Below are 19,357 nucleotides of genomic sequence, written 5' to 3' on the forward strand. Positions count from 1 at the left end.
GGTCGAGCCGGCGTCAGCGGCGTGAAAGCGCGACGACAGCGCTAGGTGGCAGCATCCCCGGCTGTCGCGTTGGTCGCGGCGGTCGGATCTGATCGGGGGCGGAAGTGGTCCGTGTGCGGGGAGTCTGCCGTGCTGCTGCGGCGTGGGTCGTCGGGTTGGTGACCGCGGCCGCCGCGGCCGTCCTGGCCGTTGTCGCGCCGGGGCGCGGGCAGCGGGCGGGAGGACCGTCGACCGGCAGGTTCTTGCGAACAGCGGCGCTGGCGGTGGGGATTCTGGCGGCATCCGCGGTGCCAGGTATCGCGCCTTCGACAGTGGACAGCCCATCGCTGCCCGTGATCGCCGATGCGCGCGGGGCGGTCGAGGCGATGGCGGCGGCGCGGCGGCAGGGCAGCGCGGTTGTCGTCAACCGGCTGACCGACGAGATGCGGTTGGTGAAGGCGCACCCGGACGGCACGATGAGCGCTGAGCTGGCGGTCAGGCCGGTGCGGGTGCCGCGTGGCGACCGGTGGGTGGACATCGACCCGACGTTGGTGCGCAAGGCGGACGGCTCGGTGGGGCCTCGTGCGGTGACGATCGATCTGGCGTTCTCCGGCGGCGGCAGGCAACCGCTGGTGCGGATGGGTGTTGCCGGCGGATTCGTCGCGCTGAGTTGGCCGGGTCAGCTGCCGGCGCCCGAGCTTTCTGGTGCGGTGGCGATCTATCGCGATGTCCTGCCCGGCGTCGATCTGAGGCTGCGTGCCGACGGCACCGGTTACGTCAAGCATCTGGTGGTCCGTACGGCCGAGGCGGCGAAGAACCCGGCGTTGGCGAGGATCCGGCTGGGGCTTGCGACGCAACGGCTCACCTACACCGTGGCCAGTTCGGGTGGCACCGAGATCCGTGACCGGGCGGGCGCCGTCGTCATGACCGGGGCGGCGGCGGTGATGTGGGACAACGCCGCCTCCAACGTGGACTCTCCGGGCGAGGGAGCGACCGTCGCGCCGGTCAAGGTGCTCGCCGGGAAGGGGAGCCTCACCCTGGTACCGGACAAGAAGCTTTTGAGGGGTGCTGGAACCCGCTTCCCGCTCGTCATCGATCCCAGCGAGCACACGGCGGCCCGGCACCATTGGACGAAGGTCTTCTCGGGCAAGCCCACCGCGACGAACTGGGACGGCACCAAAGTCGACGGCAACGAGGGGAAGGTCGGCTACTGCGGCTGGGACTACTGCAACAGCATCGGGACCACCCGCACCTACTGGATGTTCGACACCAGCTTCCTGGAGAACCGGGCGATCCTCGACAGCCGGTTCAGGGCGACCACGAACGCCGGGCCGGACTGCGACCAGGCCCGGGACCATGTGCTTTACAAGGCGAACACTTGGGACATCGGTGAGGGCACGGACTGGAACAACCAGCCCGCCGGCGCCACGGTGGGCACCATCAAAGGATTCAAGCTGGGTACGTCGTCGGTGCCGGGTTGTGGGGCGCACGAGGTGACGTTCCTCCCGAACAACGCCGTCAACCAGGGCGGCGTCACGACCTACTTCCTAGTCGCCGCGGGCGAGACCGACAAGTACGCGTGGCGGCGTTACAACGCCGAGTCGGCGCGGCTGTGGGTGAGGTGGAACACCAGGCCGGCCGAACCCCTCCATGCCAAACTCGTGGAGGGTGTGCCGCAGGCGTGTGAGAACTGCGCGGGTAAGGCGTATTCGAGTGCTGCTTCCCTGACCATGCAGGCGTATCTGCATGACCCCGACGGGGACCAGTTGTACGCCGACTGGGATGTGTACGGCATGCCCGCGGGCACTGAGACGTTCGTGCAGACCCCGCTGCGCCCCGACATCCGGCTTGGTTCGGGCAACTGGCACAGCCAGAGCCTCGACCAGACGAAGCGGCATGGCGAGGAGATGGTCTGGTTCGTGCGGGCCCGTGACGGCCTCTCCGAGCAGCAGAACGGCTACGGCCCGTGGGTGCAAGGCCCAGGTCGGTGGATCGTCGACCGGGTCGGCGTGGCGAACGCGCCGTCGGTCGACAGCCCGACGTATCCCGACGACGACCGGTGGCACGGCGGTGCCGGGGTACCGGGGGACTTCACGTTCAGGTCCAACGGCGTCGATGACGTCAACCACTTCCTGTGGAGCTGGACCTATCCGCCCAGCACGAAGGCGGTCGCGAACAAGCTCGGTGGCGAGACGACCCTGACGCTCACCCCGCCGGGCGACGGGCCGAGGGACCTGTATGTGCGCAGCGTGGACAAGGCCGGTCACGAGGGTCCGATCACCACGCACCGGATCTATGTGCGCGGCGGCAACGGCCCGCTGGCGCAGTACTCCTTCGAGGGCAACGCCAAGGACACCGCGTTCCTCGGGTGGCGGGACGCCACGCTGCACGGCGGGCTCAGCTACACGCCGGGAGCCGTCGGCCAGAGCATGACCTTCAACGGCCAGGACGGCCACCTGACGGCGAATCCGGCCGTGCGCGCGGACGCCAGCTTCTCGGTCACCGCCTGGGCGAAGATCGACCACCTGGACTCTCCCACCGGGACGGTCGTGAGCCAGGGCAGCGACGCGATCTGCGGGTTCTGCCTCCAGTACGAAAGGACGAGCCGGCGCTGGGTGTTCGTGGCGCCCCGCAGCGAAACGGATTCGGCGGCCGGCTACGACTTCGTGCGCTCGACGACGGAGCCGGCGCCGGGGGAGTGGACCCACCTGGCGGGCGTGTTCGACAAGTTCGAGGGCAAGATGCGCCTGTACGTCAACGGCGTGCTGATGGGGGAGGTCGACCGAGTCCCGCGCTGGCACGGGGTAGGGGCGCTGCGCATCGGGTACGCCCGAGTCAAGGGTGCCAACCACAGTTTCTTCCCCGGCACTCTCGACGAGGTCAAGATCTATGACCGGCCGATCTCGGCGGCGGAGGTGCGGGCGCAGGTCAGCCACGACAATGTCCAGCTTGGATACTGGAACTTCGACGACGAGCGGGACAGCAGAACGGCGGTCAACGCGGTGTCCGGTGGGGCAGCCGGTGTCCTCGACGGCGACGCGAGCTTCGTCCCCGGCCAGGTCAACGGCGCGGTGAAGATCGGTGCGAGCGGCAGCGTCTCCATGGGCGCGCCGGTGATCCGTACCGACCAGAGCTTCACGGTCGCCGCGTGGCTCACCGTGGACGCCGATGTCGCGGTGAACAACACCCGCACCGCGATCTCGCAGGATGGCACCGTCCATAGTGGCTTCTTCCTGGGTTACCGCAACCGGGACGGTGGCCAGTGGGAGTTCTACCTCCCGTCGGCTGACTCGGCCACCCGCCCGGTCGACCCATTTGTACACAGTGGAGCGAACTCGGCTCGCGTGGGTCAGACCGCGCATGTGGCGGCGGTCTACGACGCACCGGCACAGCAGATCCGCATCTACGTCGACGGCCACCTGATGGGTACGGCGCCGCGCACCACCGGGTTCCAGGCCACCGGTCCACTGCGCGTGGGGGTCGGCCGCTGGGCCAACGGTCCCGCCAACCAGTGGAGCGGCACCGTCGACGAACTGCGCGCCTACGGCCGGGTGCTCTCGGCCGCGGAGTTGGAGGGCCTGGTGAGCCGGGACGCCGTCGCGGTTGGCCGCTGGGCGTTCGACGGCGACCTGAGCGCCGTGCCGCCGCGGCTCGAAGGGCGCGACACCGATCACCCGGTGGGCTACACGGGTGGGCAGTCCACGCTGCCCGAGCCCGACGATTGGGCGTTGCAGCTCAACGGCTCCAACTACGTGAGCACCGACCACGCCGTCACGTCGAACCGCAGCTTCTCGGTGGCCGCCTGGGCACGGTTGGATGAGGCCGGCAAGACGCAGGTGCTGCTCTCGCAGGACGCGACGCTCGGCAGCTCCTTCCAACTGCTGGCCACTTCGGAGAAGAAGTGGGCGTTCGCCCTGAACGAGCAGGTGGTCGGCCCCTCGGTGCAGGTGGGGGCGTGGACCCACCTCGCCGGCACCTACAACTCCGTCAGTGGGCGCGCCGAGCTGTACGTCAACGGGGTGCTCGCGGCGTCGCGCGACGGATTGACCGGGTCGAACCGCCTCGACGGGCAGTTCCACATCGGACGGTCGGTGACCGGCTCGATCGATGACGTCTCGGTGTGGTCGCGGCCGTTGTTCGCCAACGAGGTCAAGTCGATGGCGGGGCGCGACCTTTCCCTCGCGCACCAGTGGCGGCTGGACGAACCGAGCGGGCGCAATGCCTCCGATTCGGTCGGCGACCGCAGGGGCGCGCTGTCCGGCGACGCCGGGTTCACCGTTGGCCGGGTGGGTAACGCCGTGCGGTTCGACGGGTCGGGCGACGCTGTCACGACGCCGGGAGTCGATGTGCGCACCGACAAGGCGTTCACGGTCACGGCATGGGTCAAGCTCGGCTCGGACCGGTGCGTGTGCAAGACCGAGGCGGTCGGCATCCCGGGCAAGATGAGCCTGGGGCACGTCAAGGACGGCGACCAGTTCCAGTGGGGTGCGTGGTATTTCGAGATGCCGGAGCCCGACGGCAGGGTGACCAAGGCGTCGCTCGCCACCCGGCTGGAGGAGGTCGGCAGCTGGGTGCACCTGGCCGGCGTGTACGACCCGGCCACGAAGGCGGTGGTGCTGCACGTCGACGCCGTCCGCCACGACGAGGGCACGCTCAACACGGCGTGGAACTCGACCGGCGGCGTGGTCATGGGCCGCACGTGGGACGGCGACGTCGATGACGTACGCCTCTACACCGGTGCCCTGGACAACGGGCGGCTGGCTGACCTGTACAACGCCTATCCGGCCGAGGACAGCCCGGCGACGCTGCCGGCGGCGGCGGGCCACTGGAAGTTCGACGAGGGCACGGGCCCGATCGGCGCGGACTCCAGCGGCCACAGCCTGACCGCGACGCTCAAGGGCGGCACGACCTGGGGCGGTGGCCGTGAAGGCGCCTCGCTAGGGCTGGACGGCACCACAGGCTTCGCCGAGACGGCCGGCCCGGTGCTGAAAACCGAGCGGAGCTTCTCGGCGTCGGCGTGGGTGTACCTGACCAGTGTCAGCGGCGGCGACCGCACCGTGCTGGGTCAGGATGGCAACCGCGTCAGCGTGTTCGAGGTGCGGTTCGACGCGGCCTCGAAGAAGTGGGCCGTGGTGGTGCCGGACTCCGATGTCGACAGTCCGGCGAGGACGGTGCTGCTGTCGACGGAGACCGCGCGGCCGTGGGACTGGATACACCTGGCGGTCACCTACGACGCCACCTACAAGCAGTTGCGCCTGTATGTCAACGGCGTGCTGTCGGCGGCCAAGACCGGGGTGACGATCCAGCAGTCGAGCGGGCCTCTGTCGATCGGCCGGGGGCGCTGGAACGGCGCGAACGCCGGCTACTTCCCGCAAGCCATCGACGACGTGCGGGTGTTCAGCGGCAAGCTGTCCGGCGGCGAGGTGCGGCTGGTGCACGACAGCGCGCCGGTGGCCGAGTTCGGCTTCTACCGGTTCGACGAGGACTCGGCTCGTGACTACAACTGGCGCAAGCACGATGCCACCCCCACCGGCGGTGTGACCTACGGTCCGGGAATCTCCGGCCGGGCCATGTACCTGGACGGCACGGGGTCGGCTGTGACCTCGGTGGGGACGCTTGTCGACGCCGAGATGGACAGCTTCAGCATCTCGGCCTGGGCCAAGCTGTCGCGCGACGACCGGATCTCGACCATCGCCAGCCAGGACGGCGAGCGGCAGAGCGGATGGGTGCTGCAGTACCGGCCGGGCCTCAAGCGCTGGGTGTTCGGCCAGGCGATGTCCGATTCCGATGGCGCGCCGATGGTGTACGCGCACTCGCTGCTGCCGCCGACTCTCGACCGGTGGACGCACGTGCAGGGCGTGTTCGACTACCCCGCGAGGCAGTTGCGCGTCTACGTCGACGGGCAGCTGGCCGGGGTGCGGGACGACGTGACCCTCTGGCGTTCCTACGGCAAGCTCGCCCTGGGCCGGGCCAAGGAGAACAGCGCCCCGTCCGGGTTCTTCCACGGCGCCATCGACGAGGTCCACATCGACGAGTGGGAGATCAGCGACACCAAGCTGGCCGAGCGGACCGGGTGGCCCCTGCCGCAGGCCGGTCAGATCGGCCGGTACGTCAACCTCGCGGGAGACCGGTACACCGCCAGCACGAGCGGCAAACCGCGCGAGGGCTACCACTACCAGGCCGCGCTCGGAATACCCGCCAAGCCCGGCCCGAACACCACGATGCTCTACGAATGTGTGTCCGGATCGGACGGTTACACCTCGGCCGATGCCGGCTGCGAAAACGGCACCAACGTCGGTGAGATCGGGCTGGTCTACACGGTGCGGCCGACCAACCTGGAGACGGTACCGGTCTACCGCTGCCTGTCCGGGGCAGACCGGTACGAGTCGCGGCAGGAGGACTGCGAGGGCGGCACCCGGCAGGCGACCCTGGGCTACACGCTCGCCTACGCCCCGCTCAAGCGGCACTACTTCCCGTCCGGCCCGGACCACTACACGACGGTCGACGGGGCACCGCCGGCGTACCTGGCCGAAGGGATCCACGGCTTCCTCGGCCTGACCAAACCAACCGGCGCGATGTTCCTCTACAGCTGCGTACAGGGAGTCGACCAGTTCGTCTCCACCGACGCCGGCTGCGAGGGCAAAACCGTCATCGGCACGCTCGGCACGGTCTACGCCCAGCCGCCGGCGGGGGTGGACAGCAGGCCGCTCAAGCGGTGCGTCTTCTCCGGCCAGCGGTTCACGTCGACCGTGGGCAACTGCGAGGGCCACGCCTTCGACGGCGATCTCGGATACATCCTGGCCAACCCGTCAACGACGACAGCGGAGTTCAGCTCATGAGCATCTATCGCCGCCGCCTCGCGGCCGGACTCACCGTCCTGATGACCGTGACGCTGATCAGCGTCACGCGACCGGAGGTCTCGGCAGCCGCCGGGCCGTCCACCGGGGTCGAGAAGACCGATCCGGTACCGGTGACGAAGCAGACCATGGGCAGCCGTGCCCCCGATCAGGCCAGCCTGCTCGCCCTGACCGGTAACCAGGCGGCGGGAGTCCAGCCCAAGGAGGGCACCGGAACGGCGACGGCGAGCCCGCTGTCACCGAGCGCGTCTTGGAAGGTCTCGCCGCAGACGGGCGACTTCACCTGGTCCTACCCGATGCGGGTGCCGCCCGTGCCGGGCGGCCTGGAGCCCGAGCTGGCCCTGAGCTACTCGTCGTCCTCGGTGGACGGTCGCACCAGCGCGACCAACAACCAGGCGTCGTGGGTCGGTGACGGCTGGGATCTGTCGGTCGGGTTCATCGAGCGGACCTACGGTGGTTGTTCCACCGATGGGCATCCCACGAAGGGTGATCTGTGCTGGCGCACCGAGAACGCGTACGCCGCGTTCCCGGGCGGCAGCGGCCAGATGGTCAAGGACAGCGGCGGTTTCTGGCGGCTGGAGTCGGACAACGGCGCCCGGATCGAGCACCAGCCCGATGATTCCTGGCGGATCACGACGGTCGACGGGACGCAGTACTTCTTCGGCTCGCGTGCCGACGCCGGTTCGAAGTGGACGGTCCCGGTGTACGGCGACGACGCGGGCGAGCCCTGCAACGGCGCCACCTTCGCCACGTCGTACTGCGTCCGGCCGTGGCGGTGGAACCTGGACAAGGTCGTGGACACGCACGGCAACCAGATCCGGTACGGGTACGCGGCGGAGACCGGCAGCTACCGCCGCAACGAGGGCGAGGCCCGGGCGGACTACGTGCGCGGCGGCGCGTTGCGCAGCGCCGAGTACGGACCGGCTGACAGCGCCGGGCGCACTACGGCGCGGGTCGACTTCGAGACCGCCGACCGGTGCGTGCGCGACAGCGAGTGCACCGAGGCCAAGAAGGAGAACTGGCCGGACAGCCGTTCCGAGGCGGACCCGGAGAGCATCGCGCCCACCTTCTGGATCACCAAGCGGCTCTCGAAGGTGACCACCAGCGTGCTCGGGGACGGCGGCCAGTACCGGCGCGTCGACTCGTGGACGCTGGAGCACGAGTTCCCCAACCCGGGCGATGGCCAGAAGGCCGCGCTGTGGCTGCGCTCGATCACCCGGGCGGGGCACGTGGGTGGCGACACCACGCTGCCGAAGGTCGTCTTCGAAGGCACCAGGATGGCGAACCGCGTGCACCTGGCTGACGTCTTCGCACCGCTGAACCGGTACCGGATAACGGGAATCGTCAGCGAGAGCGGTGGCGTCGTCGACATCAAGTACCGCACCCCCGACTGCACACCCGCCAACGTCGACTCGATCGTCAGGCACGAGAACACGAAGCTGTGCTATCCGGTGAAGTGGAAGCCGCAGTTCAGCAAGGAGCGCACCGACTGGTTCCACAAGTACGTGGTCGACGCGGTGGACGAGCTCGACCGCCTGGGCAACACCGTGCCGACCAGTACCCGATACGTGTACCACCACGACGACGGTGCGATGTGGCACTACGACACCAGCGAGTTCACCGAGGACAGCAAGCGCACCTGGAGCGACTACCGGGGCTTCGCCCGGGTCCGGGTGCTGACCGGCCGCGAAGATGACGACAGCGGCCCGGTGACGATGGTGGAACACCGCTACCACCGGGGCATGCACGGCGACACCATGCCGGGCGACGCGACCCGCACCGTCACCGTCGACGGCCGGCCGGACCACGAGTGGCTGTCCGGATTCGAGTACTACAACGCGACCCACCTCGGGGTGAGCGAGACCGTCGTCAGCAAGACACTCACCAAACCCGATTGGCAGGGCCCCACCGCCAGCCGCGGCAAGATAAGCGCCTACATCCTGCGCGACGGCGAGGAACGCACCCTGACCCATCTCCGCGACGACAAGTGGCGCGAGAGCAAGGTGAAATACTCCTACGACGACAGGGGAATCCTCACCGAAACCGACGACCTCGGTGACGTGGACGAGCCCGGTGACGACCGGTGCGCCACGGTCAGCTACGTCCGCAACGACGGCGACTGGATTCTCGACCGTCCCGCCCGAAACGTGACCGTCTCGGTCAACTGCGACGCCACCCCGGTCTTCCCGCGCGACGCGCTGTCGGACACCCAGACCGCCTACGACGGCAAGGACTTCGACCAGGCACCGTCCAAAGGCGACCCGACACACGTCAAGTCGGCCAAGGCCCGGCCGGCCGCCGACCCGGTCTACCAGACCATGTCCACGACCACGTACGACGAGTACGGCCGGGTCACGACGTCGGGCGACGCGCTCGGGCGCACGACAACGACCGCCTACGAACCCGCTACCGGCGGCCCGGTGACCCGGACGACCACCACCAACCCGCTGGGGCACGCGACCGTCAGCACCCTCGAACCGGCCTGGGGAGAGCCCACCAAGACGGTCGAGCCGAACGGGGCGGCCACCGAGACTCAGTACGACCCGCTGGGCCGCACAGCACAGGTCTGGCTGCCCAACCGGCCACGGGCCACCAACCCCGAAGGCAGCTACAAGTTCACGTACGAGATCCACAACGACAAGACGACGGTCGTCACCACCAGCAAGGTCGGCCCCCGGGGCAACCACGTCACCGCGCACACCCTCTACGACGGCCTGCTACGGGAGCGGCAGGCCCAGGCACCCGCGGCGGGCGGGGGTCGGCTGATCGTCGACACCCACTACGACACCCACGGGCGCTCCTTCAAGACCACCAACCCGTACTACGACGACGCCACCATCGACAAGGACCTGTGGCGGGCACTGGACAACAAGATCCCCAGCCTGACGCGCAACACATACGACGGGGCCAACCGCGTCACCGCCACCGAACTGCGCGTCCACGACACGGTCAACCAGCGCACCACCACCAGCTACGACGGTGACCGGGTGACGGTCACGCCGCCCAACGGCGCACCGCCGACCACCACCGTCGTCAACGCCCGCGGGCAGACCATCGAGAAGATCCAGGCGGGCGAGTCCACAAAGTACGGTTACTCCAAGGCCGGGCTGCTGGCTTCCGTCACCGACCCGGCCCGCAACTCCTGGACCTTCGGCTACGACCTCCTCGGCAACCGGGTCGAGAGCAACGACCTGGACAAGGGCGAGTCGGCCGCGACCTTCGACGCCGCCGGGCAGCTGATGAGCACCACCGACGCCCGCGGAATCACGCTCACCTACGACTACGACGGCCTGGGCCGGCGCACGAGTGTCAAGCAGGGCGGTGACGCCCTGACGGAGTTCACCTTCGACACGGCCGCCAACGGCGTCGGCCTGCCGGCCAAGACCATCCGTCACCACGGCGGTCAGGCGTACGTCACCGAGATCCTCGGCTACTCGCTGATGGGGCAGGCCACCCGGGCGCAGACGACCATCCCGGAGAACGAGGAGACGCTCGCCGGGACGTACCTCAACACGTTCACCTACAACCCTGACGGGAGCCTCGCCTCCGAGAGCTACCCGGCGATCGGCGACCAGACCCAGCCGTGGGGCATCAAGCAGGAGATCGTCACACACACCTACGACGACCACGGCCGTCCACTCAAGACATACGGCGGGTTCCCCGGAAAACCGGTCAACTACGTACTCGACAACGAGTACACGCGGTACGGCGAAAGCTCGCGCGTGCACCTGGGGGAGGCCCCGAAGGACGGCGTCGACGGGAAGCGCTCGTGGCTGACCAGCTACCGGGAGCTAGGCACCCGCCGCATCGAGCGGATGATCGTCGACGCCGAGGTGTCATCGCCCAAGCAGTCCGACGCGACGTTCGCCTACGACCCGGCCGGAAACGTCACATCGATCGCGACCGCGCTGCCGGGCGGAACCGTCGACCGGCAATGCTTCCGCTACGACGCGCAGCGCCGGCTGACCGACGCGTGGACACCGGCGGCGCAGTGCGGTACACCGACCGACGCGCTCGGCGGCCCGGCGTCGTACCGGCAATCGTTCACCTACGACGCGGCCGGCAACCGGACGACGGGCACCAAGGACGGCGCGCTGACCCAGTACAACTACACCGGCACCGGGCACCGGCTGGCGTCCCTTTCCACCCCGTCCACACTGGGCGCCCAGTCCGTCGCCTTCGAGTACGACGCCGCCGGCAACACCAAGGCCCTGGCCGGGACGGCGCTGGAGTGGGACGCCGAGGGACACCTCGCCAAGGCGGTCAAGGACGGCAAGGAAACCACCTTCGTCTACGCGGCGAACGGCGAGCGGCTCATACGCGAGAGCCCCGACGGCGTGACGCTCTACCTCGCGGGACAAGAACTCCGACTCGACAAGCAGTCCGGGGCCCGCGAGGCGACCCGCTACTACACCCACGGCGACCAGACGATCGCGGTACGCGCCGGCGGCCGGCTCACCTGGCTCGCCGCCGACCACCAGGGCACCGCGCAGATCGCGCTCGACGCGGAGACACTCCAGACGACCAAGCGGTTCTTCGATCCGTTCGGCACCCCGCGCGGTCCGCAGGCCGCCTTCCCCGGAGAGAAGGGATTCATCGGAGGTACCCGGGACGACTCCACCGGGCTGACCCACCTGGGCGCTCGCGAGTACTCGCCCGGCCTCGGCCGGTTCGTGTCGGTCGACCCGCTGCTGATCGCAGACGATCCGCAGCAGCTCAACGGCTACGCCTACGCCGCCAACACGCCAGTCGTCATGAGCGACCCGACCGGCCTGGCCGGCAACTGCCCGGACGGCGTCTGCACCAAGAACACCTGCCAGAACTGCGCCAGCAACCGAAAGTCGCCCGAGGTCAAGCAGCAGCAACAGAGGCAGGCGTGGGGCCCGCACTACCGGTCGTTCCAGAACGAGAAGGCAGTACAGAAACAGGCTCGCGCCTACCCACCCGTCCGGCCGATGCCTGTCATGAAGCCTGTGGCCGCGCACACCTCCCCGCGCAACTCTCGCAAGGCCCCCGTGAAGGCGCCCAAGGCCGGTCGCGGCGGCAACTACGGCTTGGAGATGCTCGGAGGGTTCGCACATGAGGTGGTGCGCATCGAGTGGGAGAGAGAAACCACGGAGGAGGATCTCTACCGCCAAGGAGGCGGGCCACCACCCGCCGGAAATGGATTGCGTGGCGCGAAGCCGAGCGATTTCGACGATGATAATGGCAATAGGGTGCCGGTCGGTCCGTATGCGCCGACCAAACCCATGGACCGGGTTCCGGGTTCTTCCACGTTCATTGACCCCCACAGGGCGCCCGTGAAGGGCAATTTTTACAAGCTGCCGGCCGGGACAAGGCTTCCGCCCGGCCTCGCTCTCCACAAGGATGGCAAGGACGTCGGAGGGCACGCATCGTGGGGACATCGTACGATCTACGCGACGCGTGATATGAGCTACGAGGAATTCGAGGAAATGGTGCGCGAGTTGCCGTGGAAATGGGAAGTAAAAACCAGGTGATGAGCGAGTCGAGCGAAAGCGACCTGTGGCGGCTGGCCGAGGCGAGCTTCGAGTCCGCGCTGGGGCTGGAGCACGCGGTCCTGGCCGACCCTGTCGTCGCCAAGGAGATCCTGGGCGCCGGGCTGCGTCACGCCGTCAACCGGGGCGTGGCCCTGCGCGCGCTGTCCCACGTGTCTCCCGAGCTGACGATCGAGCTGGTCGAGGACGTCGTCAAAGCCTCGACGAGCCACCGCGACGCCATGCTCGCGCGCGAAGTGCTGGCGCGGCTGCCGTACCAAACCTGCCTGCGTCATGTGGCACCGGTCGTGGCGCGGTCGGCTCGGCAAGCCGATGGCGAGGACCTTCGCCGCTACGCCGAACTGCTGGACCATCTCGGCCTGGCCGAGGCGCTGAGCGAGTTGGCGGCCCTCGCCCTGCAAAGCGACGACCTTGACATTCGCGAGGTCGGCGAGGACTACGCAGAACCGAGCGGCTCCTGAGGCCGCTGCTCCCGCGGGCCTACCGTCCGCGGGAGCAGCGGCGGAGCAGGCGTTGCGGCGGGGCTATCGAGCCGCCTTGGCGTCGTAGTCGTGCCGGGCCTGCTCGATCCTGTCGAGGTTGATGCCGGCCCAGTCGGCCAGGTGCGCGAAGAGCGGAGCGAGGCTGCGACCGAAGTCGCTGATTTCGTACTCGACTCGGGGTGGTACCTCGGGATGATAAGTGCGCACGATCAGGCCATCGCGTTCGAGTTGGCGTAGTCGCTGGGTCAGCACCTTCGGGGTGATCGTGGTGATCCGCCCGCTCCAGCTCCACGAAGCGTTGCCGGCCGTATTCGTTCAGGGCCCACAGGATCGGCGTGGTCCAACGGCTGAACACGATGTCCACGACCGGGCTGATCGGGCAGGCGTTCTCGGGGCTCGTGGATGTGTCCGCGGTCCAGGTCGGCTTGCCGGCCGCCAGGTCGGAAATCGATGACCTGACCAGGGAGTATTCCAATGATCGTCGTTACCGGAGCGACCGGAAATGTCGGCCGGCCACTTGTCCGGGCACTGGCCGCGTCGGGTGAGAAGGTGACCGCCGTGTCACGCCGGATCGGGCAAACGGACGTACCGGCGGGGGTGCTGACCGCGGCCGCGGACATGACCGATCCGCGGAGCTTACGACCCGTCCTGGACGGCGCCGATGCGCTGTTCCTCCACGACGGTGGTGCCAGCGCACATGGGTTGCGGCCACGAGACATCCTCGATACCGCCAGCTCCGCCGGGGTGAGCAGGGTCGTGCTGCTGTCCTCGCAAGGAGTTCGCACCCGGCCGCAATCCCAGTCCCACGGCGTGCGGCTGCGCTCCATCGAGGACGCCGCGCGGCGGTCCGGTCTGGACTGGACGATTCTGCGGCCAGGTGGCTTCCACTCCAATATGTACGCCTGGGCCGATTCGGTCCGTACCCAACGGACCGTCGTAGCGCCGTTCGGCGACGTCGGCATGCCGACGATCGATCCCGCCGACATCGCCGGCGTCGCGGCCAACACATTGCGCGAGGAGGGTCACGCCGGACAGATCTACGAATTGACCGGGCCAGCGCTCACCACGCCCCGACAGCGCGCCGAGGTGATCGGCGACGCACTCGGCGAACCCGTCCGGTTCATCGAGCAGACCCGCGACGAGGCCCGCGTACAGATGCTGCGGTTCATGCCCGAATGGGCGGTCGACACCACCCTCGCCGTCCTTGGCGAGCCAACCCCCATCGAGCAGCAGATCAGCCCCACCGCCGAGCAGTTGCTCGGCCGGGCGCCACGCACCTTCGCCGACTGGGTCGAAGAACACATCTCCGCATTCCGTTAGGGCCTGTATCAACGTGGCTGTTGCGGCCCGGCGCGGATGTCAGAGCCGCGTGGCAGCGAGGACCAGACCGGCCAGCGCCCGGGACCGGCTGTGCGGTGGCCACGCGATCAGTGTGGTGACCGTCGGGGCGTCCGGTACCGGCACGGTGGCGAGGTCGCGCTGCAGGCTGGCGCGGACCGACTCCGGCAGCACCGCCGTGGTGCGGCCGAGCCCGATCAGCTGGAGCAGTTGCGCGTTGTCGCGGACCTCCGGGCCGGGGCCGTCGGGGTAGGAGCCGTCGCGGCGCGGCCAGCGCGGCATCGGCAGGTCGGGGATCGCGGCTACCTCGGCCATCGTCAGGTGTGGCCGCGTGGTGAGCGGATGCCCCGCCGGCAGGACGGCGACCTGCCCTTCCGTGTGTAGCACCTCGGTGTCGAATCCGACCGCGGAGTCGTACGGCAGGTGCAGCAGCGCGACGTCGGCACGCCCGTCACGCAGCAGCCCTTCCTGCTCCCCGACCCCGCACAGCTGCACGTCGATGGCGACCGCGCCGGGTTCGGCGGCGTACGCGTCGAGCAGCTTCGCCAGCAGCTCGCTCGATGCGCCGGCCTTCGTCACAAGCACGAGGCTCGGGCCACCGGTGGCGGCGCGGCGGGTACGGCGCTCGGCGGCCTCGACCGCGTCGAGGGCGGCCCGGCCCTCCCGAAGCAGCACCGCGCCGGCCTCGGTGAGCGTCACCGCGCGGCTGGTGCGTTCCAGCAGCGTCACCCCGAGGCGCCGTTCGAGCTGGGCGATGGCGCGCGACAGCGGCGGCTGGGCTATCCCGAGGCGCTGCGCCGCGCGTCCAAAATGACGCTCTTGGGCGACGGCGACGAAGTACCGCAACTCGCGGGTCTCCATGACCGCCACGGTACTCGAGGATTGATACCCGGCGGGTATCGCCGCGTACCCAGACGGTGTTGGAGCAACCGCCGTGCGATCGCCAGGCTCGAGGCATGACTGAACGGACGATCGCGCTGGTCACCGGCGCGAACAAGGGGATCGGGTACGAGATCGCGGCCGGCCTGGGCGGACTCGGGTGGAGCGTCGGTGTCGGCGCGCGGGACGCCGGGCGGCGCGAGGGCGCGGTCGAGAAGTTGCGCGCCGCCGGGGTCGACGCCTTCGGCGTCGCCCTCGACGTGACGGACGACGCGAGCGCGACCGCGGCGGCCGCGCTGGTCGAGGAGCGTTTCGGACGCCTGGACGTACTGGTGAACAACGCCGGCGTGACCGGTGGCATGTCGCAGGCTCCGACCACAGTGGACATTGCTGTCATGCGCGCGGCCGTGGATACCAACGTGTTCGGCGTCATCCGGGTGACGAACGCCTTCCTGCCGCTGCTGCGCCGCTCGGCGTCGCCGCGGATCGTGAACATGTCCAGCACCGTCGGCTCGCTGACCCGCCAGACGACACCCGGGGCCCAGACCGGGCCGGTGTCCGCGGCGTACTCGCCGTCGAAGTCGTTCCTGAACGCGGTGACGGTGCAGTACGCCAGGGAGCTGGCCGGCACGAACGTCCTGATCAACCTCGGCTGCCCGGGCTACTGCGCCACCGACCTGAACGGGCACCGCGGCTACCGCACCCCGGAGCAGGGCGCGGCCATCGCGATCCGGCTCGCCACCCTCCCCGACGACGGCCCCACCGGCGCCTTCTTCGACGACGACGGCGTCGTGCCCTGGTGATCCCCTGACCCAGAGCCCGCGAAACCTGTTGGCGGACCACGGCGACTACTGCTAGCTTCCGCGGAGGCCGTGCGAGAGACCGAGGAGGTGGTACCCCGTGAACGATTCGACATGGGTGCTCCCCTCTGGGGTCACGGTCGGGCGATAGGTCGTCCGGGAGCGCCGTTCACGAGCACTCCCGAAAGGCACGACCGTGCGATTCACTTCCGAACAGCGCCTCGACGACGGCGTCCTCGAACGCGAATTCACTCTCGGCGAGATCCCCGGCATCCTGTGGACGCCCGGATCCGCATCCGCACCGGCCCCGCTGATCCTGCTCGGCCACCCCGGCGGACTGCACAAGATGTACCCCCGACTGGCGGCCCGGGCCCGGCACTGCGCGGCGGAGGGCTTCGCCGCGGCCACCATCGAACTGCCCGGCGGCGGTGACCGGCCCCGTTCCGCCGCCGCCGAGCAGGCCCGCGCCGACCTGCACCGGGCACTGGAGACCGGCGTGCCGGTCGACGACGAGATCGTCGACCGGCTCGTCCTCCCGCTGGTCGAAAAGGCGGTCCCGGAATGGCGGGCCACCCTGGACGCCCTCCTCTCGCTGCCCGAGATCGGCGGCCCGGTCGGGTACGCGGGAGGGGTGATCGCCATCGGCGTGCGGCTGGCGGTGGTCGAGCCGCGTATCTCGGCCGCTGGGCTGTTCGCCGGGAGTTACGTGCCCCGCGCCACGTTCGAGGAGGCCCGGGAGGTCACCATTCCGCTGCACGTGCTGCTGCAGTGGGACGACGAGGGAAACGACCGGCAGGCGGCCCTGGACCTGTTCGACGCCTTCGGCTCCAAGGAGAAGACGCTGCAGGCCAACATGGGCGGGCACACCGGTGTCCCGCAGTTCGCGGGGGAGGACGCGCACCGCTTCTTCACCCGCCACTTGAAGTGAGGCCCGGCATCTGAAGTGAGGCTGGGCGCCGCTGAGCCCTCGGCGCGGTGATCCCTCAGGCCCGGTGCGGCTCGAACGCGCGGTGCACGTAGGCGGGCGGTAGGTTGGCCCACACCATCCCGGTACGCTCCACAGTGGAGAAGCGTGCGGCGAGCTCGGCCGCGAACCGTTTGGCCGGCGGCGTCCAGCCCGCGTGCGCGTACGCGAACGTGCTGAACCGCCCACCTCGCTGGAGGACGGCCGTCACCGCGTCGAGGATGCGCCGTTGCTCGGCCGCGGGCATGACCGTCCACGGTAGACCGGAGACGACGGCGTCCACGGGGTGCGGCACGATCTCGGCGAGATCGGCCGCGGAAGCCCGCACCACCTCGACCGGATAGCGCTTGGCGAGGCGCGCGGCCAGCACGGGGTTGAGTTCGACGGCGACCAGCCGCGCACCCGCTCCCAGTCGCGACAGGATCGCCTCCGTGATGGCGCCCGTGCCGGGCCCCAGTTCGACAACGGTGGCGGCCCTTTCGAGATCGAGCGCGTCCGTCATGGCCGCGGCGAGCCGCCGCGAACTCGCCGCGACCGCCCCGGTGAGCCAAGGCCGCCGGAGAAACTCCATCGTGATCGACATACGGCGACGGTCTCGGTTGATCTTGTAAACGCGCGTCACCCTGGGCGGCGCCTACTGTCGTCCTCGAGATCCAGACGTGTTGTGCGACGGCGTCACCGTGCGGTCAACCGCCGGGGCGTGCCAGACCGGTTTCGTACGCGAGCACCACCGCGTGGACACGGTCGCGGATGTGGAGCTTGGCGAGGATGCGGGCCACGTGGGTCTTGACCGTGGTCTCGCCGAGGAACAGCTTCGACGCGATCTCGGCGTTCGACAGGCCCCGGGCGACCAGCGTCAGTACCTCGCGTTCGCGGTCGGTGAGGGTTGCCAGGCGAGGATCGGCCTCGGCTGGGGCGACTCCCGTGACGAACCGGTCGAGCAGGCGTCGGGTGACCGATGGGGCGACCATCGCGTCGCCACGCAGGACGCCGCGCATCGCGACCAGCATCTCGGCGGCGGGCGCGTCCTTGACCAGGAATCCGCTCGCTCCGGCGCGCAATGCGGCGTACGCGTACTCGTCCAGGTCGAACGTCGTGATGACCAGCACGCGGGTGGCGGGGAGCGTGGCGCAGATCCGCTCCGTCGCGGCGACGCCGTCCAGGCGAGGCATGCGCACGTCCATGAGTACCAGATCGGGTTTGAGCTCCAGAGCACGTGCGACGGCGGCCTCGCCGTCGGCCGCCTCCCCGACCACCGTGAGGTCTGTCTGGCTGTCCACGATCATGCGGAGGCCGACCCGCATCAGCTCCTGGTCGTCGCAGATCAGGACGCCCGCGTTCTCCTGCGTCACGCGGCATCCACCTGGAGCGTCGCCGCGACGCGATAGCCACCGTCGCTGGTGGGGCCGGCGTCGAACGTGCCGTCGAAGAGCGCGACCCGCTCCCGCATGCCGGTCAAGCCGCGCCCCGATCCGGGCAGCGCCGCGGGCCGGGCGGGGCCGCCGGAGTTGGTGACCTCGATGCGTACCCAGCGATCTCGGGCGGGCCCCCCGAAGTCGACGTGGACGCGGGTGGCCGCGCCAGCGGGGGCGTGTTTGACCACGTTGGTGAGGGCCTCCTGCACAATGCGGTACGTCTGCAGGGCCGCGCTCGCCGGCAACCCCTCCGCGTCGCCGGTCACCGCCAGGTCGGCGCCGATCCGCTCGGTGAGGTCGCGCAGGTCGGCCGCGGTGGGTTGCGGACTGCGCGGGGATCCTTCCTGGAGCACCTCGACCAGCCGCCGCAACTCGCCGAGCGCGGATCGGCCGGTCTCGCTGATCACCCGCAGCGTGCGGTCGACCACCGCCGGGTCAGAGTGCCGCATCAGCGCCGCGCCCTCCGCGTTGACCACCATCACGCTCACGCTGTGTGCGAGCACGTCGTGCAGCTCGCGGGCGATACGGTTGCGCTCCTCGGCGACCGCCCGACCCTCCTTCTCCGCGTCGTAGGCCCGGCGAGCCCGCATGAACTCGCCGATCGCCCACGCCAGCGCGATCGTCACCAGGTAGCCACCGATGGCTGGAATCCACTGCTTGTCGCTGAACCACGACACCGTGCAGGCGATGTAGAACGTGGCGGTGAGCGCGGCCACGACGGCGGCCGCGCGCGGACGACCCTGCACCACCAGCGTGTACACCATGACGTTGAGTGAGCACACCGCGATCGGGAGCTGATGGGCCCACGGCTCGAACACGTAGAGCGCCATGGCGGCCACCAGCATCATCGCGACGGCGGGCAGAGGGTGGCTGCGGCGCCACAGCAGCGGCGACACCAGGCCGCCGAGCACCAGGGCCTGCTCCCAGGGCGGCCCCCACCCATCGCCCGTCTGGAGCGACCAGCTCAGGAACATGACTAGGACGAGCGCCGCGTCGCCCACCCAGGGATGGCCACGCAGCCACAGGTTGAGCCGGTGCACGATCCCACGGTACGGCCAGGGGCCTGTCGTCGTGCGTCATCCTCGAGGATGACCGGTGATGTGCCGCGGGCGGTCGAGCGCGACGCC

The 19,357-nt window shown here is 69.6% G+C and carries 11 protein-coding genes; 6 read left to right on the forward strand and 5 right to left on the reverse strand.

Going from position 1 to position 19,357, the window contains the following annotated elements:
• The first annotated feature begins 158 nt into the window (after positions 1-158).
• From QMG73_RS02870 to QMG73_RS02880, 3 genes are read left to right on the forward strand one after another with little or no spacing between them, the layout of a single operon-like run.
• On the forward strand, positions 159-6,818 hold the full coding sequence (locus QMG73_RS02870; RefSeq protein ID WP_281892274.1) for a LamG domain-containing protein: 6,660 nt from the start codon (positions 159-161) through the stop codon (positions 6,816-6,818).
• Positions 6,815-12,334 (forward strand): RHS repeat-associated core domain-containing protein, encoded by a 5,520-nt coding sequence (locus QMG73_RS02875; protein ID WP_281892276.1) that lies wholly within the window; start codon positions 6,815-6,817, stop codon positions 12,332-12,334. Before QMG73_RS02870 ends, QMG73_RS02875 begins: the two co-directional genes overlap by 4 nt.
• Positions 12,334-12,813: a hypothetical protein gene (locus QMG73_RS02880; protein WP_281892277.1), complete on the forward strand. Its 480-nt coding sequence runs from the start codon at positions 12,334-12,336 to the stop codon at positions 12,811-12,813. Before QMG73_RS02875 ends, QMG73_RS02880 begins: the two co-directional genes overlap by 1 nt.
• Positions 12,814-12,876: 63 nt before the next feature.
• On the opposite strand, the gene QMG73_RS02885 is transcribed toward QMG73_RS02880, so the two are convergent.
• The gene (locus QMG73_RS02885; RefSeq protein WP_281892280.1) at positions 12,877-13,086 is read right to left on the reverse strand and encodes a winged helix-turn-helix transcriptional regulator; all 210 of its coding nucleotides are present in this window, start codon (positions 13,084-13,086) and stop codon (positions 12,877-12,879) included.
• A gap of 222 nt (positions 13,087-13,308) precedes the next feature.
• On the opposite strand from QMG73_RS02885, the gene QMG73_RS02890 reads away from it, so the two are divergent.
• Entirely contained in the window at positions 13,309-14,154 is an 846-nt protein-coding gene (locus QMG73_RS02890) for an SDR family oxidoreductase (protein WP_281892283.1), read from the forward strand.
• A gap of 39 nt (positions 14,155-14,193) precedes the next feature.
• On the opposite strand, the gene QMG73_RS02895 is transcribed toward QMG73_RS02890, so the two are convergent.
• On the reverse strand, positions 14,194-15,033 hold the full coding sequence (locus QMG73_RS02895) for a LysR family transcriptional regulator (protein WP_281892285.1): 840 nt from the start codon (positions 15,031-15,033) through the stop codon (positions 14,194-14,196).
• Positions 15,034-15,128: 95 nt separating this feature from the next.
• Here QMG73_RS02895 and QMG73_RS02900 point away from each other — a divergent pair, with 95 nt between their 5' ends.
• Together QMG73_RS02900 and QMG73_RS02905 are read left to right on the forward strand one after the other, a co-directional pair.
• Entirely contained in the window at positions 15,129-15,854 is a 726-nt protein-coding gene (locus QMG73_RS02900) for an SDR family oxidoreductase (protein WP_281892286.1), read from the forward strand.
• Between the two features lie 193 nt (positions 15,855-16,047).
• Positions 16,048-16,779 (forward strand): alpha/beta hydrolase, encoded by a 732-nt coding sequence (locus QMG73_RS02905; protein WP_281892287.1) that lies wholly within the window; start codon positions 16,048-16,050, stop codon positions 16,777-16,779.
• Positions 16,780-16,834: 55 nt separating this feature from the next.
• Here the strand turns inward: QMG73_RS02905 and QMG73_RS02910 are convergent, their stop codons facing one another.
• The 3 genes from QMG73_RS02910 to QMG73_RS02920 all read right to left on the reverse strand — a co-directional run bounded on the left by QMG73_RS02910 (position 16,835) and on the right by QMG73_RS02920 (position 19,270).
• Positions 16,835-17,398, reverse strand: a complete 564-nt coding sequence (locus QMG73_RS02910; protein WP_281892289.1) for a class I SAM-dependent methyltransferase — start codon at positions 17,396-17,398, stop codon at positions 16,835-16,837.
• 103 nt (positions 17,399-17,501) lie between these two features.
• Complete coding sequence (locus tag QMG73_RS02915) at positions 17,502-18,167, reverse strand: response regulator (protein WP_281892291.1); 666 nt, start codon at positions 18,165-18,167, stop codon at positions 17,502-17,504.
• Positions 18,164-19,270, reverse strand: coding sequence for a sensor histidine kinase (locus tag QMG73_RS02920; RefSeq protein ID WP_281892293.1), 1,107 nt, complete (start codon positions 19,268-19,270; stop codon positions 18,164-18,166). Before QMG73_RS02920 ends, QMG73_RS02915 begins: the two co-directional genes overlap by 4 nt.
• Positions 19,271-19,357 lie beyond the last annotated feature (87 nt).

Origin of the sequence: Phytohabitans aurantiacus, from assembly GCF_027923225.1 — a bacterium.
In the GTDB taxonomy this organism is placed as follows: domain Bacteria; phylum Actinomycetota; class Actinomycetes; order Mycobacteriales; family Micromonosporaceae; genus Phytohabitans; species Phytohabitans aurantiacus.